The sequence below is a fragment of the Cobetia sp. 5-11-6-3 genome (assembly GCF_013374055.1).
GTDB classification, from domain to species: Bacteria; Pseudomonadota; Gammaproteobacteria; order Pseudomonadales; family Halomonadaceae; genus Cobetia; species Cobetia marina.
This window is the reverse complement of the sequence record NZ_BLWJ01000006.1, coordinates 35,830-56,312: the sequence shown is the minus strand read 5'-3', so window position 1 is coordinate 56,312 and position 20,483 is coordinate 35,830. Positions and strand designations below refer to the sequence as shown.

Genomic DNA, 20,483 nt, shown 5'->3' with positions numbered 1-20,483 from the left:
GGCTGACAGCAGCCCAACACTGGATGACAACCCCGCCCGGCGAGGCGGATTGGCTCAAGGAGACCGCCATGCACGTGCTCTACGGCATCAAGACCTGCGATACCTGCCGCAAGGCGCGCCGCGCCCTCGATGGCCGGGGCGAGCCCTATCGCTGGCATGACCTGCGTGAGGATGGCCTCTCCGCCAGCCTGCTGGAATCCTGGCTGGAGCAGACCGCCTGGAGCAGCCTGCTCAACAAGCGCAGCACCAGCTGGCGCAACCTGAGCGATGAACAACGTGACAGCCTCGATGCCAACTCGGCACGCGCACTTATGCTGGAGCACCCGACCCTGATCAAGCGCCCCATCCTCGAACGCCATCCGGCCGAGGACGAGGTGGATCTGGTGATCGGCTATGACAAGGCGGTCTACGAACCGCAGGACTGAGTTACCTCTTACACCACTGGACACCCCGGAGATTGACACGATGTTGAGCCTTGCCCTCGGAATCGGCACCCAGAACACCACCGGCGACTGGCTGGAAGTCTACTATCCTGCCCCGCTGTTCAAGCCGACCGCTGCCGTTGCTGACGCCGCTCGCAAGGCACTGGACGCACCGGCCGGCACCACTGCCACCAGCTTCCTGCCGGAGCACTGTGCCGCCCTGGCCAGCGCCCTGCGCGACGCCGGCGACAGCGCCCAGGCCGAACTGGCCGAAAGCCTGGCCAGCTCCCAGCGCCCGCTGGTCGCCATGTTCCTCGAGGAAGATGCCGCGCCGCAGAGCGTGCCGGAGGTCTACCTCAAGCTGCACCTGCTGTCCCACCGCATGGTGCGTCCGCATGGCATCGACCTGACCGGCATGTTCGGTCTGCTCAAGAATGTCGCCTGGACCAGCGAAGGCGCCATCGACATCGAGGAGCTGCCGGCGCGTCGTCTCAAGGCCCGCCTGGAAGGTCGCACGCTGTCCGTGGACTGCGTCGACAAGTTCCCGAAGATGACCGACTACGTGGTGCCGACCGGCATCCGTGTCGCCGATACCTCACGTGTGCGTCTGGGTGCCTACCTGGGCGAAGGCACCACCGTGATGCACGAAGGCTTCTGCAACTTCAATGCCGGCACCGAAGGCCCGGGCATGGTCGAAGGCCGTATCGCTGCGGGCGTCTTCGCCGGCAAGGGCTCCGACCTGGGCGGTGGCTGCTCCACCATGGGCACCCTGTCCGGTGGCGGCAACATCATCATCAAGGTCGGCGAAGGCTGCCTGATCGGCGCCAATGCCGGCATCGGCATCCCGCTGGGCGATCGCTGCACCGTGGAAGCTGGCCTCTACATCACCGCCGGCACCAAGGTCATGGTCTTCGACAATGAAGGCAAAGAAGTCGAGACCGTCGCGGCACGTGAGCTGGCGAACCAGGATGACCTGCTGCTGCGTCGTAACTCCATCACCGGTCGCGTGGAATGCCTCACCAACAAGAGCGCCATCGCGCTCAATGATGCCCTGCACGCCCACAACTGAGGCGCGCGACGGCTGCCTGTCAGGCAAGTGAGCCAGCAGGTAGCCGCGGCATCTTCCGGCTCGGGCAGCGATGCTCGAGCCGGCACGAAGACATTTCGTCTCCCCCGAATTTCGCGTTGCCGCTCCTCGCGGCAACGCCTGCAGCGATGGCCCATGATGACTGATTCACACGCACCGCTTCCGTCACGCCCCAGCAATCTCTCGCCGACGCTGGAACTGGCCTTCGACCTGATCGAGCGCCCTTCCGTCACACCGGATGATCTGGACTGCCAGGCCCTGATGATCGACCGTCTCGAGGCACTTGGCTTCACGATCACCCGCCTGCCCTTCGGTGATGTCGAGAATTTCTGGGCAGTACGCGGTCATCATGGTCCGGTACTGGCCTTCGCCGGCCACACCGATGTCGTGCCCACCGGCCCGGAAGCCAACTGGCAGTATCCGCCGTTCTCACCGTGCATCGATGACGCCGGCTTCCTGTGTGGCCGTGGTGCCGCCGACATGAAGGGCTCGCTGGCCGCGATGCTGACCGCCACCGAGCGCTTCGTGACCGCCAACCCGGACCACGAAGGCCGCATCGCCTTCCTGATCACCTCCGATGAGGAAGGCCCGGCGGTTCACGGTACCCGCGCGGTGGTCGAGTATCTGCGCGAGCACCACGAACGCCTGGATTACTGCATTGTCGGCGAGCCGTCCTCCACCGACTATGCCGGTGACGTGATCAAGAATGGCCGTCGCGGCTCGCTGGGTGCCGTCATGCACGTGAAGGGCGTGCAGGGCCACGTGGCCTATCCGCACCTGGCACGCAACCCGATCCACGAGGCCGCCCCGGCACTGGCCGCCATGGCCGCTGAACACTGGGACGACGGCAACGACTTCTTCCCGGCGACCAGCTTCCAGATTTCCAACATCCGTGGCGGTACCGGCGCGACCAACGTCATCCCCGGCGAGCTGGAAGTGGTGTTCAACTTCCGCTATTCCACCGAGCTGACCGCCGATGACCTCAAGCGTCGCACCTACGAGATCCTCGAGAAGCACGGGCTGGACGTCGAGATCGAGTGGAACCTGAGCGGCGAGCCCTTCCTGACACCGGAAGGCGCGCTGGTCGATGCCGCCGTGCACGGCGTGGAACGCGCGCTGGGCCGCAAGCCGGTACTGTCCACCTCCGGCGGCACCTCGGACGGGCGCTTCATCGCCACGCTCGGCACCCAGGTGGTAGAACTGGGGCCGGTCAACGCGACCATCCACAAGATCGATGAACGCGTCATGGCCAGCGATCTGGATCAGCTCTCCAGCGCCTATGAACACATCCTGGAATACCTGTTTGTCCCCGCGACCCGAGAGACCACGGCATGAGCGAGACCCCGCACACTGACGCCGATGAGCAATACCCGGACATCGAGATCTACCTCAAGCCCTTGAGCCTGGAAGCGCTCGGTGCCTGGCTGGGCGAGCAGTTCGGGCAGGTCGTCGTCTTCCAGCCGGCCGGCAAGCTGCAGCACCGGACCCGCCTCACGCGTGACGGCGCCGAGATCGCGGTACTGGTCGTGGAGAAAGTCGCTGACGGGTTCGCCAGCCTGTGGTTCGACAGCGCCAGCACTCCCTGGGCACGTGATGTCGACTGTGCTCGCGCCGCCGCCCGAGGGCTGCAGGTCGAGGCGCGCTGCTCGCTGGGCAGCTGGCAGCCAGGCGATGAGCCGGACCGCTTCTTCCGCGTCATGGCCGATGGCAGCGAAGAGGCCTTCACCTGGCCAGACCAGGGCTGAGTGACGCGACGCTCGTCACCCCAATGTGCAGGCCATGAACGACAACGCCCCCGCAGGCTAGCCTGCGGGGGCGTTGTCGTCTTTCACTGAGCGAGTCAGCGATCAGGTGATGACCGTCACGTCATCCGCCTGCAGGCCACGCTCATTGCTGATGACGTGGTAACGCACCTTCTGACCTTCGGCCAGCGTGCGATGGCCCTTGCCACGGATGGCACGGAAGTGCACGAAGACATCTTCACCGCTCTCGCGGGTCACGAAGCCATAGCCCTTGTTGACGTTGAACCACTTGACCTCGCCGATCTCACGATCGTCGTCCTCGACTTCGGCCAGCGCCGCGGAACGCGGTGTCAGCACCGGAATGGCCAGGGTGGCGACCAGCAGCAGAATGAAGACGGCGACGGCAGCAGCGGCGTAGGCCAGTTCAAAGCCCTCGATACTGAGTGCAGTGGACAGCGTGTCGGCCAGCTCGCCGCCGGTCAGGGTGATGAAGACGGCAATCAGCAACGGTGCCGGCAATGCCAGCAACAGACTGATGATGAAACAACGGAAGAACGATTTGGAACTCATCAAGATAAACTCTCTAAGCAATGGATTAAGGTGGAACGCGACAAGGCAGAAGGGGGTACTTCAGATGATCCATATCAGAATGTTCTGCCAGACGCCGCAGCAAGGGCAGAATCCGGGAGGATGACGACACGCGATGCGACCGTCAGTCGTCGGACCTCTGCCTGAACGCAACGCCTCACGGCGATGCCCGTGGCTGTCACTGACACTCGGTGTCAGCCTGGCCACGTCGTGGCTCGTGATGCGAGTCTCCCCACATCAGTCGATGGAACCGGCAGCCATGTCAGTGCCAGAGGCGAAACTGACAGCTGCCGTCAACAGGTGCACTGCGCGAAAAGAAAGCAGAACACACCGATATCAGTCTAACACGCCTCACCAGAATGCGTCTGATGCCACCACGTGCCTCCCCTCAACCCTTGTCGGTCCGCTTGTGGCTGGTGATATCCTCACGCCACTGACTCACCCACCGGGACTGACACCTCTCTTCAGGAGTTCATAGCGCATGTCGACCCCGACCGATCTTCCCGGCGATGCTCGGCTGGAAGCACGCCTGGAGGCGCTCGAAAGCCGCCTGGCCCACCAGGATGACTGGCTGGAGACGCTGGATCGCACCGTGATTGCCCAGCAACGCCAGATAGAGACGCTCGAGCGCCTCACCGCGCTGATGAGCGCGCAGCTGCGCCAATTGCGCGAATCTGACAGTGAACGGACACAGACCGACTCACTGTCGCCTGCCGACGAGCTTCCTCCTCACTACTGAAGCGAGCACTGACGCCTGTGATCAAAACGCAGAACGGCCCCGCAGCGCATGCCACGGGGCCGTTCTTGTGCGTGCCTCCCTGACGGCTTGTCAGGAGACGCGAGCGCGGAGGGTCAGGCCACTCAGGCAGTCAGACCATCCAGATAGCGCTCGGCGTCCAGCGCCGCCATGCAGCCAGTACCGGCAGAAGTGATCGCCTGGCGATAGACGTGATCCATCACGTCACCACAGGCATAGACACCGGGGATGCTGGTCTGGGTGGCATTGCCTTCCAGGCCGGACTGGACCTTGAGATAGCCGCCCTGCATCTCCAGCTGGCCTTCGAACAGGCTGGTATTCGGACGATGGCCGATGGCGATGAACACCCCCATCGAGTTCAACTCCTTGGTGGCACCACTCTCGACATGACGCAGACGCACGCCGGTGACGCCGGAGTTGTCACCCAGCACCTCATCCAGCGTGTGGTGCCATTCCACCGCCATGTTGCCGTTCTCGACCTTGTCGAACAGCTTGTCCTGCAGAATCTTCTCGGCGCGCAGGCTGTCGCGACGGTGCACCAGGGTGACCTTGGAGGCGATGTTGGACAGGTACAGCGCTTCCTCGACCGCGGTGTTGCCGCCCCCGACCACCACGACTTCCTGATTGCGATAGAAGAAGCCGTCACAGGTCGCGCAGGCCGAGACGCCCTGGCCCATGAACTGCTGCTCGCTCGGCAGGCCCAGATACTGTGCACTGGCACCGGTGGCGATGATCAGCGCATCACAGCTGTAGCTGCCGTTGTCACCCTTGAGCAGGAACGGACGCTCGCCGAGAGTCACTTCGTTGATGTGATCGAACAGGACTTCGGTCTCGAAGCGCTCGGCGTGACGGCGCATGCGCTCCATCAACTCCGGTCCCTGCACGCCGGCATCATCGCCCGGCCAGTTGTCGACATCGGTGGTGGTGGTCAGCTGGCCACCCATCTGCATGCCGGTGATCAGCAGCGGCTTGAGGTTGGCACGCGCGGCATAGACGGCAGCGGTGTAACCCGCCGGGCCGGAACCGAGGATGATCAGACGTTCGTGACGGACATTGCTCATGGATGACCTCAAGACAGATGAAGGCGGAAAATTCACCAGACGCCGGGTGACGACTGATGATCTATGTACTGAGCGATGCAGACAGCGCCTGCGATCGGCATGGCTCAGGACACGGAGTGGATGGTGAACAGGGACTGCGCAGATTAGCGCAGACGCGCCGAGCTTTCAGCACTGCGCTCAGACCGGCATCGCAGAAGCTTATGACGCTAGCCTCAGATACACGGAAGCCGCCGCCAGGGGCGACGGCTTCCGGTTCGCCTGCCAGTCGAGCCACTCATGGGAGGGTGTCGAAAGGCGGACGCTCGATCAGTCAGCGATGACGCGGCTGATCGCGACCAGGCAGCGACTTACAGGCTGCTGGAGTGACCTGCCAGGTACTTGGCGACACCTTCAGCGGTGTCCTTCATGCCTTCCTGACCTTCTTCCCAGCCTGCCGGGCAGACTTCGCCGTTGGTCTGGTGGAACTGCAGGGCCTTGACCATGCGGACCATCTCGTCGACGTTGCGGCCCAGCGGCAGGTTGTTGACGACCTGGTGCTGAACGACACCATCTTCGTCGATCAGGAAGGACGCGCGCAGCGCGACGCCAGCTTCCGGGTGCTCGACACCGAAGGCCTGCACGATTTCGTGCTTGACGTCAGCCACGATCGGGAAGCCGACTTCACCGATGCCGCCAGCGTCCGGAGAGGTCTTGCGCCATGCGTGGTGAGTGAACTGGGAATCGATGGAAACACCGATGACTTCAACGCCGAGTTCCTTGAACTTCGCCAGACGGTTGTCGTGGGCGATGATTTCAGACGGGCAAACGAAGGTGAAGTCCAGCGGCCAGAAGAACAGCACACGCAGCTTGCCGTTGGAATCAGACAGCTTGTAGTTGTCGACGATGGTACCGTCGCCCAGCACAGCTGCGGCTTCGAAATCCGGGGCCTGACGTCCGACCAATACGCTCATGGTGATCTCCTGAGAAATGATGATGGAAGGCGCAAAGCCGCCTTCGTGATGAATCGCCACACAGACTAATCGCCTCAGGTGGCAGATGCCAAATGTTTGGCGCAATCACCATCATAGAGTTTGCCTATGAAAGCTCGATGACGATGCCTGCTGCGCCGGAATCATAAGTGACCTCTGAAACAGAATACAGTATCTCCTGTGCACTGCTCGGGATTCTCGCTCTTGCGGCGCGATTCGGGGCAGATGCGCTGAATCAGGGCACCTGAGATCGCGTCTGAGATCGCCCCCCGAGGTCAGAGCACGTCATCGTCCTGGCCGATATCCAGGCCGTCCAGCTCACCACTGGCGGGGTCCACCTGCTGGCGCACCTGAATCGGCTGACAGCAGCGCTCGCAGTCGATGATGTTGGTCAGACTGCCCTCGCCCAGATCCAGGAACACCGTGAAGGGCGTGTCACAGTAGGGGCAGTTGATTTCCGCCTCATGCAGCGCCTCACTGGTCACGCCTTCATGCTTGTCCTCGAGCAGCTCATGTCCCGGCCACTCATCGGACTGCCCCGAGGAATGCTCCGCCAGCCACTGCTCGACGGCAGCATCCAGTACCTCGTCATCTTCCGGCAACTCACCCGGCTCACGCCCTTGATCACTCATGCCAACCTCCGTCATGTCATGTGAGAGATGCGATTGATCGCGGCGAAGGCCTTGCCAGCGGCTGACAGTCCACGAGCCATGAGCGCCATGCTCACCTCCCTCACGATGTCTCTCATCCGTCTCTATGGCAGCGAACGCGACGCGGGGTTCCTCACTGCGCACTATCCTCAAGCAAGCAGGCGCTTGAATTCCGGTCAGATGATGACCATAGCCTTATATAGGCAGTATCCCGCGATTTGGCAGTCGCTCTCAGGCGACGCGTCGCAGCCGGCCAAGGCACCTGACGCACCTGTTGGATGACACATCAGCAGTCTGGCCGGTGAAGACAACGACAAGGAGGAGAATCATGGGTTCCCAGCGCTCTCAGTCACTGGATTCGCTCAATACCCTCTCCGAACTGCAGGTCGGAGACAGGCAATATCACTACTACTCGCTCAAGAAGGCCGCCGAGTCGCTTGGCGACCTGACGCGACTGCCCTTCACGCTCAAGGTGTTGCTGGAGAACCAGCTGCGCTTCGAGGATGGTGACACTGCCACCAAGGACGACATCAAGGCGCTGGCCGACTGGCAGAAGACCGCCTCCAGCACTCATGAGATCGGCTATCGCCCAGCCCGGGTGCTGATGCAGGATTTCACCGGTGTGCCCGGCGTCGTCGACCTGGCCTCCATGCGTGACGCCGTCAAGACACTGGGCGCGAACCCCGAGAAGGTCAATCCGCTGACCCCGGTGGATCTGGTCATCGACCACTCGGTGATGGTGGATCACTACGGCGACCCGAGCGCCTTCAAGGACAACGTGCGCATCGAGATGGAGCGCAACCGCGAGCGCTACGAGTTTCTGCGCTGGGGCCAGCAGGCCTTCGACAACTTCTCCGTCGTCCCGCCGGGTACCGGCATTTGTCACCAGGTGAATCTCGAGTACCTGGGTCGCGCCGTCTTCACCCGCGAGGAAGATGGCAAGACGCTCGCCTACCCTGACACCCTGGTCGGCACCGACTCCCACACCACCATGATCAATGGCCTGGGCGTGCTGGGCTGGGGTGTCGGCGGGATCGAGGCGGAAGCCGCGATGCTCGGCCAGCCGGTCTCGATGCTGATTCCGGAAGTGGTCGGCTTCAAGCTGACCGGCAAGCTCAACGAAGGCATCACCGCGACGGACCTGGTGCTGACCGTCACCCAGATGCTGAGAAGCCGTGGCGTGGTCGGCAAGTTCGTCGAGTTCTACGGTGATGGCCTGGACGACCTGCCACTGGCGGACCGCGCGACCATCGCCAACATGGCGCCGGAATATGGTGCCACCTGCGGCTTCTTCCCGCTGGATGACGAGACGCTCAACTACATGCGTCTGTCCGGCCGCTCCGATGAACAGGTCGCGTTGGTCGAAGCCTATGCCAAGGAGCAGGGTCTGTGGCGTGAGCCGGGCCATGAGCCGATCTTCTCCGACACCCTGGAGCTGGACATGGGTGAGGTCGTCGCCTCTCTGGCCGGCCCCAAGCGTCCGCAGGATCGCGTCGCGCTCACCGACATCAAGCAGACCTTCGAGAAGATCCTCGATGACCAGCTGGGTCAGATTCCCGCGGTCGAGGACGGCAAATGGCTGTCCGAGGGTGGCCAGACCGCCGTCGATGTCGAGCAGAGCTACGAGAAGGATACCGACTACAGCGAGCTGGACGGCGAGACCTTCCGTCTCGATCACGGGGACGTGGTCATCGCCGCCATCACGTCCTGCACCAACACCTCCAACCCCAGCGTGATGCTGGCGGCAGGCCTGGTGGCCCGCAAGGCGCGCGAGAAAGGCCTGCGCACCAAGCCATGGGTCAAGACCTCTCTGGCACCGGGCTCCAAGGTCGTCACCGACTATCTCGCCTCGGCGGGGGTTCAGGATGACCTCAACGAGCTGGGCTTCAATCTGGTCGGTTATGGCTGCACGACCTGCATCGGCAACTCCGGCCCGCTGCCGGACCCTGTCGAAGCCGCCATCAACGAGCGTGACCTGACGGTCGCCTCGGTGCTGTCGGGCAACCGCAACTTCGAGGGTCGCGTGCATCCCAACGTCCGCACCAACTGGCTGGCGTCACCGCCCCTGGTGGTGGCCTACGCCCTCGCCGGCACCGTGCGCACCGACCTCTCCAAGGAGCCGCTGGGCAAGGACAACGACGGCAACGATGTCTTCCTCAAGGACATCTGGCCCACCCAGGCGGAAATCGCCACGGCCGTCGAACAGGTACGCACCGAGATGTACCGCAAGGAGTACGCTGAAGTCTTCGACGGCGACGAGACCTGGCAGGCCATCGAGGTACCGGAAGCCGAGGTGTATGAGTGGAAGGATTCCACCTACATCCAGCATCCGCCGTTCTTCGAAGGCATGGAGCGCGAGCCAAAGGCCGTGCAGGACGTCGAGAACGCTCGCGTGCTGGCCATGCTCGGCGATTCGGTGACCACTGACCACATCTCACCGGCCGGTGCCATCAAGCCGGACAGCCCGGCGGGTCGCTACCTCAAGGAGAACGGCGTCGAGGTCAAGGACTTCAACTCCTATGGCTCGCGTCGCGGCAACCACGAGGTGATGATGCGCGGCACCTTCGCCAACGTGCGTATCCGCAACGAGATGCTCGATGGCGTCGAGGGCGGCGAGACACGCCACGTGCCCTCCGGCGAGCAGATGGCCATCTACGATGCCGCCATGAAGTATGCCGAGGAAGGCACGCCACTGGTGGTGGTCGCAGGCAAGGAGTACGGCACCGGCTCCTCACGTGACTGGGCCGCCAAGGGCACCCTGCTGCTGGGCGTCCGTGCGGTGATTGCCGAGTCCTATGAGCGCATCCACCGCTCCAACCTGATCGGCATGGGCGTGGTGCCGCTGCAGTTCCCCGAAGGCGAAAGCCGCCAGTCTCTCGGCCTGACCGGTGATGAGGAAATCAGCATCAGCGGTCTGAATGACCTGACGGCCGGCGGCAAGGTCCAGGTCACCTTCAAGAGCGACAAGGGTGAGCAGAAGATCGAGGCGCTGTGCCGCATCGATACCGACAACGAGCTGGAGTACTACCGCCACGGCGGCATCCTCCACTACGTGCTGCGCGGCATGCTGTAACCCGCCAGCCGCTGACCACAGCGCTGACTGCAATACAAAAGCCCCCGCAGGCATGGCCTGCGGGGGCTTCTTCATTTGCACACTCTGTTTCAGGCAACCTGTTTCAGGCAATCTGCTTCATGCGCTCACTGACGGCGCAGGCGCGATCAGAACGCCTTGCGACGGTAGGCGCGGTAACGCGGCTGCCAGAAGTTCTTCTCGATGTTGGCCTGGATGATCTCATCGCTGGAGGTCAGCGCCACGCCATCGGCCTGGGCCTGACGTGCTACATCAAAGGCGATCTGACGGCTGATGTCCTGGATATCGCCCAGCGACGGCAGCAGCGCGCCCTCGCCCTTCAGGACGATGGGAGCGTTGTTGGCCAGCGCGTTGGCCGCGGCCATCAGCATGTTGTCGGTGATGCGTGAGGCGCTGGATGCCAGCACACCCAGACCGATGCCCGGGAAGATGTAGGCATTGTTGCACTGGGCAATCGCGTGGATGTGGCCGTTGTGCTCGACCGGCGCGAACGGGCTGCCAGTGGCGACCAGTGCCTTGCCGTCGGTCCACTCGATGACTTCCGCCGGGGTCGCTTCGACGCGTGAGGTCGGGTTGGACAGCGGCATCACCAGCGGGCTCTCGCAACCGGCCTGCACGGCACGGATCACGTCTTCGCTGAACAGGCCACGCTGGCCGGATACACCGATCAGCACGCTCGGCCTGGCGGCCTTGACCACATCCAGCAGGCCGCGGTCACCGAAGTCGGCCACGCTTTTGACGTCGTGAGCCAGACGGCTCTGGAAGTCGTAGAGGCCTTCCATGTCGCTGGTCAGCAGGCCGAAGCGATCGACCATGAAGACACGCTTGCGGGCCTCGGCCTCGTCCATGCCTTCCTTGACCATCGCCACCACGATCATCTCGGCGATGCCACAACCGGCACTGCCGGCACCCAGGAAGGTCACGCGCTGGTCGGAGAGCTTCTCGCCCTTGGCCTTGCAGGCCGCCATCAGGGTCGCGACCACGACGGAGGCGGTGCCCTGGATGTCGTCGTTGAAGCAGCAGACTTCATCGCGGTAACGCTCGAGCAGCGGCATGGCGTTGGCCTGCGCGAAGTCCTCGAACTGGATCATGGCTTTCGGCCAGCGACGCTTCACGGCTGTGATGAACTCGGCTACGAAGGCGTTGTAGTCATCACCGGTGACGCGCTCGTGACGCCAGCCCATGTAGCGCGGGTCGTCGAGCAGCTTCTGGTTGTTGGTACCCAGATCCAGCGAGATCGGCAGGGTATAGGCCGGGCTGATGCCGCCACAGGCGGTGTACAGCGACAGCTTGCCGATGGGGATGCCCATGCCGCCGATGCCCTGATCGCCCAGGCCCAGGATACGCTCGCCATCGGTGACGACGATGACCTTGACGTTGTCCTTGGTCGCGGAGCGCAGGATGTCATCCATGTGCTCGCGGTCCGGGTAGGAGATGAACAGGCCACGGTGGTTGCGGTAGATGTTGGAGAACTCCTCGCACGCCTGACCGACGGTCGGGGTGTAGATGATGGGCATCATCTCCTCGAGGTGCTCCTCGATCACGCGGAAGAACAGGGTCTCGTTGTCGTCCTGCACCGAGCGCAACAGGATGTGCTTGTCGAGGTCGGTGGCGCACTGCTGATACTGGCTGTAGACGCGCGCGACCTGCTCTTCGATGCTCTCGACATTCTGCGGCAGCAGGCCCATCAGATTGAAGCTGACACGCTCCTCGAGGCTGAAGGCGCTGCCCTTGTTGAGCAGCGGCATCTCGAGCAGGCTCGGGCCGGCATAGGGAACGTACAGGGCGCGCTTGGAAGTATCCGTCATGGCGAGACTCTTGAATCAGTGGGGACGACCTCACGCTCGGCAAGCTTCTCGGCATGCCGGCAGACACGCGCAGCATGCCCGCTGAAGCACCGCAGAAGACCTGCTGGCAACCGGGCGTCCGAGGGACCTTTCGACGTGCAGTTTCCACGTGCGAACAAGGCATGATGATAGCACGCGCAGTGCTATCTCCGGCAGCCTGTGCAGGGTCGACGTGCGTTGCGCAGACAAGGGTGCTGCATGACGAGAAACGCCCCGCACATCCCCCTGACGGGGAAGGAGCGAGGCGTTCGAGGTCACGTACTGAGAATGGCTCAGGCCAGATCGGCACGCGATGCCGGCTTGCGCGGCGCAAGCGCGAAGAACGGGCGCAGCTTCACGCCCAGCATGTTGCCGGCGAAGGCCATCACCAGCCACAGCCAGCCATGCAGGCTGCCGGAGGAGATGCCGCCGAAGTAGGCACCGATGTTGCAGCCGAAGGCCAGGCGCGCGCCGTAGCCCAACAGCAGACCACCCAGCACGGCAGCCACCACCGAGCGCAGCGGAATGTTCCACTTCGGCGCGAACTTGCCGGCCAGCAGCGCCGCCGCCAGCGCCCCCACCACGATACCGATGTTCATCACCGTGGTGATGTCTTGATAGAGCGGTGCGGCCAGCGCCTTGGCATTGCCCGCCGCCTGCCAGTAGCCCCAGTCACTGACATCGAAGCCCAGCGCGGTATAGGCCTTGGTGCCCCACAGCGCGAAGGCCGAGGTGATGCCCCACGGGCGACCGGCCAGCGCCAGCGTCACGAAGTTGAGCAGCGCCAGCGCCACGGCACCCGCCAGCAGCGGCCAGGGGCCCCGCAGAAAGCGTGACAGACCACGCGGCTGACTGTCGGTCACGGCGGCCTTCTCGAGCTCACCGTGACGGCGCTTCTCCAGCGTGCGTGTCACCACCACGATGATGGCGAACAGCACCAGGCTGACGATGATGCCACCCAGCGCGCCGAAGCTGTCCACCAGCGAGACGGCGGGCAGCGACGGCAGGCTCTGCCACCAGCTGAAGTGCGCGGTGCCGATCACCGAGCCGACGCAGAAGAAGATCAGGGTGATCACCATGCGCGCATTGCCGCCACCGACGGTGAACAGCGTGCCCGAGGCGCAGCCGCCGCCCAGCTGCATGCCGAGCCCGAACAGGAAGGCACCGACCACCACCGAGACACCCAGCGGCGAGACGAAGCCGGAGACCTCCTGCCCCCACAGACTGCCCGAGGCCAATACCGGGAAGAACAGCACCACGGCGATCGCCAGCATCAGCATCTGGGCACGCAGGCCGCGTCCTCGGCGCTCGGTGATGAAGACTCGCCAGGCGGAGGTGAAACCGAAGGCCGCGTGGTAGAGCACCACGCCCAGCGCGCCCCCCACCAGCAGCAGCAAGCCCTGGCGCCAGCCGGACACCAGCCCCAGCAGGATGGCAGCCACCACCAGCAAGCCTCCGGCCAGAATGGCCTTCGGGTTGATGGCGGTCGTCGGCAGGCCGGACTGGCTGGCCTTGCCGGGTATCGCATCGTGACTCATGTCTTGCTCCTTGAACGAAGTCGTCATGTCGCGTTCATCAATGCGGCAAGCCTAACGCGTTGCCTTATAGCTGTGAACGAATTTTCAGCACGCCATCCATTCCGCCATGGAATATAAGTCACCCCCGTCAGCTCACCTCCCAGACGACGACGCCCGCCATCGAAAGCGATGGCGGGCGTCTGATGCCGGGCTGTGCAGGGTGTCCTCGAGATTACACGAAGTTGCCCAGACCGACGGCACGACGCAGGCGCTCCATCATCGGCGCGGCCTCATCGCGCGCACGCTCGGCACCACGCTTGAGGATGGCTTCGACATGTGCCGGATCTTCCATCAGCTCGACGTAACGCTCACGCGGCGCCTTGAGATGATCGTTCAGGTATTCGAACAGCTGATTCTTGGCATCGCCCCAGCCAATGCCGGCGGCGTACTGCTCACGCATGGCGGCGACTTCCGCCTCGGTGGCGAAGGCGGAATAGATCTGGAACAGCGAACAGGTATCCGGGTCCTTCGGCTCCCCCGGCTCCAGCGAATTGGTCTTGATCTTGCGCACGCTCTTGAGCAGCTGCTTCTCGGTGCCGAACAGCGGAATGGTGTTGTTGTAGCTCTTGGACATCTTGCGGCCATCGAGGCCCAGCAGCAGCTGGGATTTCTCGTCGGTCACCGCCTCGGGCATGGTGAAGTAGTTGCCCTTGAAGAGGTGGTTGAAGCGCCCGGCCATGTCACGCGCCATCTCGATATGCTGGATCTGGTCACGCCCCACCGGCACCTTGTGGGCATTGAACATCAGGATGTCCGCCGCCATCAGCACCGGATAGCTGAACAGCCCCATGCTGATGCCACGATCCACGTCCTCGATGCCCGCGTCCTCGTTCTCGGCCACGGCGCCCTTGTAGGCATGCGCACGGTTCATCAGGCCCTTGGCGCAGACACAGTTGAGCAACCACATCAGCTCCGGAATCTCCGGCACATCCGACTGGCGATAGAAGATGGCGTTGTCGGTGTCCAGCCCCAGCGCCAGCCAGGTGGCGGCGATCTCACGGCGGGATTCCTGCACGCGCTTCGGGTCCTGACACTTGATCAGAGCATGGAAATCGGCGAGGAAATAGAAGGACTGGACCGTCGGGTCCTGGCTGGCCTCGATGGCGGGCTTGATGGCGCCGACATAGTTGCCGAGGTGAGGGGTGCCGGTGGTCGTGATGCCGGTAAGAACGCGGGTCTTGGTCATGGATGCACTTCTTGGGCGTCTGAGTCGGGGAGCGTGCCACTTGGCGGGACCTGCTCACAATGAATCACGACAGGGCACGACGGCGCGCATCACGATGCGATGAACCCGCCATGTCCTGCCGCTGCATTGCACTCATCTTACCCTGAGGGGCATGGCCTTCGTAAGGGCCGGACAGACGACCAGCGCCCCATGCACGCCATGTGCCCACCGGCAGGTGTCAGCCCTTTGCCAGTGCATCTTCCAGCGAGATCACCGGCATGCCGAAGGCAGCGCCGACTTCCGCAATCGTCAGCTGGCCGGCATGCACGTTGAGGCCTGCCGCGAAGTGACGATCTTCCCGCAATACCTTGCGATAGCCGCCATTGGCGAGCTTCACCACATAAGGCAGCGTCGCGCTGGTGAGTGCCTGGGTCGAGGTACGCGCCACGGCCCCCGGCATGTTGGCCACGCAATAATGCACGACACCATCGACGAGATAGGTCGGTTCCGCATGGGTCGTGGCGCGACTGGTCTCGAAACATCCGCCCTGATCGATCGCGACATCCACCAGTACCGCACCGGGCATCATGTTGCGCAGATGCTCGCGACGGATCAGCTTGGGAGCCGCGGCACCGGGCACGAGCACGGCCCCGATGATCAATGCCGAATGGCGTACCGCCTCATCCAGCGCCTCGGATGTCGAATAGACCGTACGAATCTGTCCCTGATAGCGGTGATCCAGCGTCTCGAGGCGGTTCAATGACGTATCGAGAATCACCACCTCGGCGCCCAGCCCCAGCGCCATGCGCGCCGCATTCTCCCCCACCACGCCGCCGCCGATCACCGTGACCCGCGCCGGTGGCACGCCAGGCACACCGGGCAACAGCACCCCCATCCCGCCTTGCGCCTTCTCCAGCGCATGCGCACCGGCCTGGATCGCCATGCGCCCGGCAACGCGACTCATGGGTGCCAGCAGCGGCAGACCACCGGCGGTGTCGGTGATGGTCTCGTAGGCAATCGCGGTCACCCCGCTATCCAGCAGGCTTTCGGTCAGCTCACGGGCGGCGGCCAGATGCAGGTAGGTGAACAATGTCTGGCCGCTGGTGAGACGTGCCACCTCGGCCGGCTGAGGCTCCTTGACCTTGAGTATCAGCTCGGCCTCACGAAAGACCTGCTCGACATCCGATTCAAGACGAGCCCCGACCCCCTGGTACTCGGCGTCACTGAACCCACTGCCCTCACCCGCACCACGCTCGACGATGACGTCATGGCCATGGGCAATCAGCTCTCGCACCCCGGCGGGCGTCAGAGCGACACGGTATTCGTGGTTCTTGATTTCCTTCGGCACGGCGATCTGCATGACGAGCTCCTTGCACTGCTGGCGGAATACGGTGATGTCATCTCGACACCTCCTACAAGCACAGCAGACTCGTCAGCGTCGCGCCAATCAGATGCCAGCAAGATTCACCAAAACACGACAGCAATGCAGTGGAATGCAGGGAATCATCGTTGGCTGGCAGCATCCTCGCTCACCAGCACCGCCGAATAGCATTCACGGTAAGCCTCGGGCATGCGTCTGGCTCGCCCACTCGAGAGTTCGATGCAGACGAAGCGCGTGCGTGCCTCCAACAGCGTCAGACCATCCGAGCAACGACGCAGCTGAAAGCGGCGCGTCAGGCTCAGGCGGCCATCGCACGCCACCAGCCAGGTGGCCAGCATCAGCGAATCGCCAAGCCGTGCGCTGGCCAGATAGTCGATCTCGTGACGATGCACCGCCATGCCACGATCCTGGGCACGATAGTGTTCAAGGCCCAGCCCCAACGCTTCGGAATGCGCCCAGCTGATTCTCTCCAGCCAGCGCACGTATTCGGCATTGTTGACATGGCCATAGCCATCCAGCGCCTCGACACTTACCGCGATCGGCAGCAGGAAGGGAGACGGCAGCGCCCACCCTTCACAGGTTTCCCGCAAGGGGGCCGTGTTGCCGATGACGGTCTCCGATGCCTGTACGTCCGTCATGCCACGAACTCCGTGTCGTCATCCTGCTTGCGGGGCCCTGCATCATCACGCATGGGCGCACTGGCACCGCAGGACCAGCATTCACTGAAGCTGCCTTCGAGGCGCTCCCCGCAGGCGCACTGCCAATCCGGCTGCGCAGGCGCGGCCTCGATATGCGCCAGCAGCTGGCGAGCGCGGGCGAGATTGTGCTCGGCAACCCACAATTGCGGCTCGCAATCGTTGACGGGCAACTCCCCGGCTGCCGAACCCAGCAGACGGTTGCGCAGCTCGCACGGGATACCCTCGCTTTCCAGAAGGTTGCGCCAGTGATCCAGCAGCACGAGATTGTGATGGGATGTCAGTCGTCGATACATGCCGTCAGACTATCAGAGTCCGGGCGCTACGGAAGCCATCAACGACAACGCCGCCCCGAAGGGCGGCGTTGTCGTTCGTGCCAAAGGACACGTTCATCGCTCGCGATCCCGATCGCGCTCCTGGTCGCGACCCGAGACTCGATCTCAGTCGCGATAGACCCGCACACCGAGCGCCTTGAGGTAGGAGGTCTCGGGGATGGACGGGTGCACCGGGTGGTCGCTGGCCTGATGGCCCTGGAAGATGACCTGACCGTGGCGGTCCTGGTGACGCACGGCGCCGCGCACCACATCCATCAGGCGCTCCGGCGCGAGATGCATGGAGCAGGAGCCGGACATCAGCAGACCGTCGCGGCCCAGCAGACGCATGGCTTCACGGTTGAGGCGTGCATAGGCGCGCTCACCGTTGGTGATGTCCTTGCGCTTGCGGATGAAGGCGGGCGGATCCGCGATGATGACGTCGAACTGCTCGCCTTCCGCGCGCAGGGCCGTCAGTGCCTCGAAGACATCCGACTCCGCGATGGAGACGCGATCCTCGACACCGTTGAGCACGGCGTTGCCCGAGACTCGCTCAAGTGCCGCACCGGAGGCGTCGACACACAGCACTTCGCTGGCGCCATGCGCCGCCGCCTGCACACCCCAGCCACCGACGTAGCTGAACAGGTCCAGCACGCGCTTGCCTGCCACCTGACGATTCAGCCAGGCACGGTTGTCGCGGTGATCATAGAACCAGCCGGTCTTCTGGCCATCCAGTACCGGCGCGCTGAACTGGACCCCATTCTCTTCCAGCAGCACGCTTTCCGGCAGCTCGCCATAGACGACTTCGACGTTGCGCTCGAGCTGTTCCTGACGGCGACCGCTGGAATCGTTCTTGAACACGATGGCGGTCGGCTTGACGACCTTCAAGAGCGCATCGACGATCACTTCCGCCAGTCGCTCCATGCCGAAGGTGTTGAGCTGGCAGACCAGCACGTCGCCGAAGCGATCGACGATCAGACCCGGCAGCAGGTCGCCCTCGCCGTGGACCAGACGGTAGAACGGCTTGTCATAGAGGCTCTCGCGCAGTGACAGCGCCTGGTTGAAGCGATGCACCAGCAGCGAGCGGTCCAGACGCTGTTCCGGGTTGCGCGAGACGATACGAGCGCAGATCAGCGAGTTCGGGTTGACGTAGGCAACGCCCATCGCGCGGCCGTTGCTGGCCTCGATGATCGCCTGGGCACCCGGCTCGAAATTCTTGAGCGGCGTCGCGACGGTATCGACTTCATTGGAGTACAGCCACAGATGGCCAGCCTTGAGGCGGCGATCAGCATTCTTCTTCAGGCGCAGACGTTCAGTCACGGGAATCATCCATAAGACAGGGAAAGGGACAGGACGACGACAGGGCGCGCCCGAATGGGGCCATTCTAGTCGTCATGGCGGCCCCGGTCACGGAGCCTCCGGTCAAGTGATCATCAAGGGTCAGTGAGACATGTCTGACCCGTGCCGGCACGGACGGCACTAGCTCTGGCAATGAGGGCAGAAGCAGCTGGCACGCTGCCCGAGCACCAGGCTCATGATCTCATGGCCACACTCGCGGCAGGGCTCGCCCCCTCGCCCATAGACGTTGAGGCGCTGGGCGAAGTAGCCGGGCTTGCCATCACCACCGACGAAATCACGCAAGGTGGTACCGCCTTGCTCGATGGCGGCCGACAGCACGCTGCGTGAGGCCTCGGCGAGGCGCTCATATTCCTCCAGGGAGGTCTCCCCCGCCGGACGACGCGGGTCGATGCCGGCCATGAAGAGCGCCTCACTGGCGTAGATGTTGCCCACGCCGACCACATTGGCGTTGTCCATCAGGAAAGGCTTGATCGCCACGCGTCGCTTGCGCGAGCGCGCGAAGAGAAGCTCACCGGTGAAGGCGTCCGACAAGGGCTCCGGCCCGAGCCTCGCCAGACGTGTGTCAGCGTGCGGGTCACCGCGCACGAAGTCGACGAAACCGAAGCGACGCGGGTCGTGATAGCGCAACACCTGGCCATTGCCCAGCACCACATCGACATGGTCATGCGTGCGGGGCGGCGTGCCGATGGGTACCAGCCTCAGACTGCCGGACATGCCCAGATGCCAGAGCAGGTGGCCATCGGCGATCGGCAACAGCAGGTACTTGGCACGGCGCGAGAGCTCACCGAAACGCTGCCCCACCAGCCACTCCGCCAGCTCACTCGGTACTGGCGTGCGCAGCCGTGGCTGACGCACGATCACCTCGGTGACCTCCTGGCCCTCGACCAATGGTGCGATACCACGGCGAGTCGTCTCGACTTCCGGTAATTCGGGCATGCTTCCTCCTCGACTGACCGCCAGACGCACAACAGGGTGACGACAGAAGCCGCCACCCTGTTGCAGGATGCCGGAACTCCGACATCCAGATACTCGAAAACCCGGTCAGGACCGGGTTTTCGAGGGTTCCGACAGCACGCTGGCGGGAGACAAGATCACTTGATCTTGGCTTCCTTGTACATCACGTGCTTGCGAACGACCGGATCGTACTTCTTGAATTCAAGCTTGTCCGGAGTGTTACGCTTGTTCTTGTCGGTGGTGTAGAAGTGGCCAGTACCGGCACTTGACACCAACTTGATCTTGTCACGCATTTTCAGTTTCCTTCCACAGTCGCATTCACCGAACGATTGAGAGCGCTGCCCTCGGCTCGGTTGCCATTGCTACAGGGGCTGTCTTCTAGTGTTTAGAAGCGCTCGCCACGTGCAGTGAGGTCCTTGAGGACTTCGTCGATACCCTTCTTGTCGATGATGCGCATGCCCTTGGTAGAGACGCGCAGCTTGACGAAGCGCTGCTGGGATTCAACCCAGAAACGGTGGGTGTGCAGGTTCGGCAGGAACCGGCGACGAGTCTTGCGCTGGGAGTGAGAAACGTTGTTACCAGTCACCGGGCGCTTGCCGGTAACCTGACATACTTTGGACATTGGAGCCTCCAACCGCTGCGTTGGCTAAGTTGTTCAAAACCTGTCGGGCAAACCGGAAGTGGCAGGCGCCGCCTCATGCCCTGATTTCAAAGTGTGTTACGTCCATTCCGGAAGACAAGCTTCAGGGTACTGGAACGTGCAGGCGCAGCATTTTACCCGAAGAGGAACGCGAAAGCACGCCCAAGACGGATTTTTTTCGCCAACACGCTTCGCCCGAGCTGTCACAT

Annotated in this window: 20 protein-coding genes; 6 read left to right on the top strand and 14 right to left on the bottom strand. The window is 63.3% G+C overall.

The window, feature by feature from the left end; translation table 11 throughout:
- The first annotated feature begins 23 nt into the window (after positions 1–23).
- From HXS66_RS11570 to HXS66_RS11555, 4 genes are all read left to right on the top strand, one after another.
- Positions 24–425 (top strand): arsenate reductase, encoded by a 402-nt coding sequence (locus HXS66_RS11570; protein ID WP_308478319.1) that lies wholly within the window; start codon positions 24–26, stop codon positions 423–425.
- 40 nt (positions 426–465) lie between these two features.
- Positions 466–1,491, top strand: a complete 1,026-nt coding sequence (dapD, locus tag HXS66_RS11565; RefSeq protein WP_176503599.1) for a 2,3,4,5-tetrahydropyridine-2,6-dicarboxylate N-succinyltransferase — start codon at positions 466–468, stop codon at positions 1,489–1,491.
- A 156-nt stretch (positions 1,492–1,647) separates the two neighbouring features.
- Positions 1,648–2,844 (top strand): succinyl-diaminopimelate desuccinylase, encoded by a 1,197-nt coding sequence (gene dapE, locus HXS66_RS11560; RefSeq protein WP_084209577.1) that lies wholly within the window; start codon positions 1,648–1,650, stop codon positions 2,842–2,844.
- Positions 2,841–3,254, top strand: coding sequence for a hypothetical protein (locus HXS66_RS11555; RefSeq protein ID WP_077377811.1), 414 nt, complete (start codon positions 2,841–2,843; stop codon positions 3,252–3,254). The genes dapE and HXS66_RS11555 overlap by 4 nt, the downstream gene beginning before the upstream one ends.
- Positions 3,255–3,356: 102 nt before the next feature.
- Here HXS66_RS11555 and HXS66_RS17545 read toward each other — a convergent pair whose 3' ends face one another.
- The gene (locus tag HXS66_RS17545) at positions 3,357–3,821 is read right to left on the bottom strand and encodes a cold-shock protein (RefSeq protein WP_176503598.1); all 465 of its coding nucleotides are present in this window, start codon (positions 3,819–3,821) and stop codon (positions 3,357–3,359) included.
- 499 nt (positions 3,822–4,320) lie between these two features.
- Here HXS66_RS17545 and HXS66_RS11545 point away from each other — a divergent pair, with 499 nt between their 5' ends.
- A complete protein-coding gene (locus HXS66_RS11545) occupies positions 4,321–4,578 on the top strand; it encodes a SlyX family protein (RefSeq protein ID WP_176503597.1) in 258 nt (85 codons plus the stop codon).
- Positions 4,579–4,700: 122 nt separating this feature from the next.
- Here the strand turns inward: HXS66_RS11545 and trxB are convergent, their stop codons facing one another.
- The 3 genes from trxB to HXS66_RS17570 all read right to left on the bottom strand — a co-directional run bounded on the left by trxB (position 4,701) and on the right by HXS66_RS17570 (position 7,257).
- On the bottom strand, positions 4,701–5,657 hold the full coding sequence (trxB, locus tag HXS66_RS11540; protein WP_176503596.1) for a thioredoxin-disulfide reductase: 957 nt from the start codon (positions 5,655–5,657) through the stop codon (positions 4,701–4,703).
- 347 nt (positions 5,658–6,004) lie between these two features.
- Positions 6,005–6,607, bottom strand: a complete 603-nt coding sequence (locus HXS66_RS11535) for a peroxiredoxin (protein WP_065392448.1) — start codon at positions 6,605–6,607, stop codon at positions 6,005–6,007.
- A gap of 293 nt (positions 6,608–6,900) precedes the next feature.
- On the bottom strand, positions 6,901–7,257 hold the full coding sequence (locus HXS66_RS17570; protein WP_176503595.1) for a CPXCG motif-containing cysteine-rich protein: 357 nt from the start codon (positions 7,255–7,257) through the stop codon (positions 6,901–6,903).
- Between the two features lie 346 nt (positions 7,258–7,603).
- On the opposite strand from HXS66_RS17570, the gene acnA reads away from it, so the two are divergent.
- A complete protein-coding gene (acnA, locus tag HXS66_RS11525; protein ID WP_077377793.1) occupies positions 7,604–10,348 on the top strand; it encodes an aconitate hydratase AcnA in 2,745 nt (914 codons plus the stop codon).
- Positions 10,349–10,494: 146 nt separating this feature from the next.
- On the opposite strand, the gene HXS66_RS11520 is transcribed toward acnA, so the two are convergent.
- The 10 genes from HXS66_RS11520 to rpmB all read right to left on the bottom strand — a co-directional run bounded on the left by HXS66_RS11520 (position 10,495) and on the right by rpmB (position 20,256).
- Positions 10,495–12,174: an NAD-dependent malic enzyme gene (locus tag HXS66_RS11520; protein WP_176503594.1), complete on the bottom strand. Its 1,680-nt coding sequence runs from the start codon at positions 12,172–12,174 to the stop codon at positions 10,495–10,497.
- A gap of 311 nt (positions 12,175–12,485) precedes the next feature.
- Positions 12,486–13,730 (bottom strand): YeeE/YedE family protein, encoded by a 1,245-nt coding sequence (locus HXS66_RS11515; protein WP_176503593.1) that lies wholly within the window; start codon positions 13,728–13,730, stop codon positions 12,486–12,488.
- Positions 13,731–13,941: 211 nt separating this feature from the next.
- Entirely contained in the window at positions 13,942–14,955 is a 1,014-nt protein-coding gene (locus tag HXS66_RS11510) for a tryptophan--tRNA ligase (protein WP_077377784.1), read from the bottom strand.
- 217 nt (positions 14,956–15,172) lie between these two features.
- Positions 15,173–16,294, bottom strand: coding sequence for an alanine dehydrogenase (gene ald, locus HXS66_RS11505; protein ID WP_077377781.1), 1,122 nt, complete (start codon positions 16,292–16,294; stop codon positions 15,173–15,175).
- A 143-nt stretch (positions 16,295–16,437) separates the two neighbouring features.
- The gene (locus HXS66_RS11500; protein WP_176503592.1) at positions 16,438–16,953 is read right to left on the bottom strand and encodes a thioesterase family protein; all 516 of its coding nucleotides are present in this window, start codon (positions 16,951–16,953) and stop codon (positions 16,438–16,440) included.
- On the bottom strand, positions 16,950–17,306 hold the full coding sequence (locus HXS66_RS11495) for a DUF2007 domain-containing protein (RefSeq protein ID WP_176503591.1): 357 nt from the start codon (positions 17,304–17,306) through the stop codon (positions 16,950–16,952). The genes HXS66_RS11500 and HXS66_RS11495 overlap by 4 nt, the downstream gene beginning before the upstream one ends.
- Positions 17,307–17,450: 144 nt before the next feature.
- A complete protein-coding gene (locus tag HXS66_RS11490; protein WP_205700541.1) occupies positions 17,451–18,650 on the bottom strand; it encodes a class I SAM-dependent rRNA methyltransferase in 1,200 nt (399 codons plus the stop codon).
- Between the two features lie 150 nt (positions 18,651–18,800).
- Positions 18,801–19,616 carry a bifunctional DNA-formamidopyrimidine glycosylase/DNA-(apurinic or apyrimidinic site) lyase gene (gene mutM / locus HXS66_RS11485; RefSeq protein ID WP_176503590.1) on the bottom strand — a complete coding sequence of 272 codons (816 nt, stop codon included), beginning with the start codon at positions 19,614–19,616 and terminating at the stop codon, positions 18,801–18,803.
- A gap of 155 nt (positions 19,617–19,771) precedes the next feature.
- On the bottom strand, positions 19,772–19,927 hold the full coding sequence (gene rpmG / locus HXS66_RS11480) for a 50S ribosomal protein L33 (RefSeq protein ID WP_016417370.1): 156 nt from the start codon (positions 19,925–19,927) through the stop codon (positions 19,772–19,774).
- Positions 19,928–20,019: 92 nt separating this feature from the next.
- Positions 20,020–20,256 carry a 50S ribosomal protein L28 gene (rpmB, locus tag HXS66_RS11475; RefSeq protein WP_043336270.1) on the bottom strand — a complete coding sequence of 79 codons (237 nt, stop codon included), beginning with the start codon at positions 20,254–20,256 and terminating at the stop codon, positions 20,020–20,022.
- Positions 20,257–20,483: the final 227 nt, after the last annotated feature.

Excerpts from the sequence above, each read along its gene's own strand:
- acnA (WP_077377793.1), top strand. The coding sequence starts at position 7,604 with ATGGGTTCCCAGCGCTCTCAGTCACTGGATTCGCTCAATACCCTCTCC.
- HXS66_RS11495 (WP_176503591.1), bottom strand. The coding sequence starts at position 17,306 with ATGTATCGACGACTGACATCCCATCACAATCTCGTGCTGCTGGATCAC.
- HXS66_RS11545 (WP_176503597.1), top strand. The coding sequence starts at position 4,321 with ATGTCGACCCCGACCGATCTTCCCGGCGATGCTCGGCTGGAAGCACGC.
- HXS66_RS11535 (WP_065392448.1), bottom strand. The coding sequence starts at position 6,607 with ATGAGCGTATTGGTCGGACGTCAGGCCCCGGATTTCGAAGCCGCAGCT.
- HXS66_RS11515 (WP_176503593.1), bottom strand. The coding sequence starts at position 13,730 with ATGAGTCACGATGCGATACCCGGCAAGGCCAGCCAGTCCGGCCTGCCG.
- ald (WP_077377781.1), bottom strand. The coding sequence starts at position 16,294 with ATGCAGATCGCCGTGCCGAAGGAAATCAAGAACCACGAATACCGTGTC.
- rpmG (WP_016417370.1), bottom strand. The coding sequence starts at position 19,927 with ATGCGTGACAAGATCAAGTTGGTGTCAAGTGCCGGTACTGGCCACTTC.
- dapE (WP_084209577.1), top strand. The coding sequence starts at position 1,648 with ATGACTGATTCACACGCACCGCTTCCGTCACGCCCCAGCAATCTCTCG.
- rpmB (WP_043336270.1), bottom strand. The coding sequence starts at position 20,256 with ATGTCCAAAGTATGTCAGGTTACCGGCAAGCGCCCGGTGACTGGTAAC.
- HXS66_RS17545 (WP_176503598.1), bottom strand. The coding sequence starts at position 3,821 with ATGAGTTCCAAATCGTTCTTCCGTTGTTTCATCATCAGTCTGTTGCTG.
- HXS66_RS11570 (WP_308478319.1), top strand. The coding sequence starts at position 24 with ATGACAACCCCGCCCGGCGAGGCGGATTGGCTCAAGGAGACCGCCATG.
- HXS66_RS11520 (WP_176503594.1), bottom strand. The coding sequence starts at position 12,174 with ATGACGGATACTTCCAAGCGCGCCCTGTACGTTCCCTATGCCGGCCCG.
- HXS66_RS11510 (WP_077377784.1), bottom strand. The coding sequence starts at position 14,955 with ATGACCAAGACCCGCGTTCTTACCGGCATCACGACCACCGGCACCCCT.
- trxB (WP_176503596.1), bottom strand. The coding sequence starts at position 5,657 with ATGAGCAATGTCCGTCACGAACGTCTGATCATCCTCGGTTCCGGCCCG.
- mutM (WP_176503590.1), bottom strand. The coding sequence starts at position 19,616 with ATGCCCGAATTACCGGAAGTCGAGACGACTCGCCGTGGTATCGCACCA.
- dapD (WP_176503599.1), top strand. The coding sequence starts at position 466 with ATGTTGAGCCTTGCCCTCGGAATCGGCACCCAGAACACCACCGGCGAC.
- HXS66_RS17570 (WP_176503595.1), bottom strand. The coding sequence starts at position 7,257 with ATGAGTGATCAAGGGCGTGAGCCGGGTGAGTTGCCGGAAGATGACGAG.
- HXS66_RS11500 (WP_176503592.1), bottom strand. The coding sequence starts at position 16,953 with ATGACGGACGTACAGGCATCGGAGACCGTCATCGGCAACACGGCCCCC.
- HXS66_RS11490 (WP_205700541.1), bottom strand. The coding sequence starts at position 18,650 with ATGATTCCCGTGACTGAACGTCTGCGCCTGAAGAAGAATGCTGATCGC.
- HXS66_RS11555 (WP_077377811.1), top strand. The coding sequence starts at position 2,841 with ATGAGCGAGACCCCGCACACTGACGCCGATGAGCAATACCCGGACATC.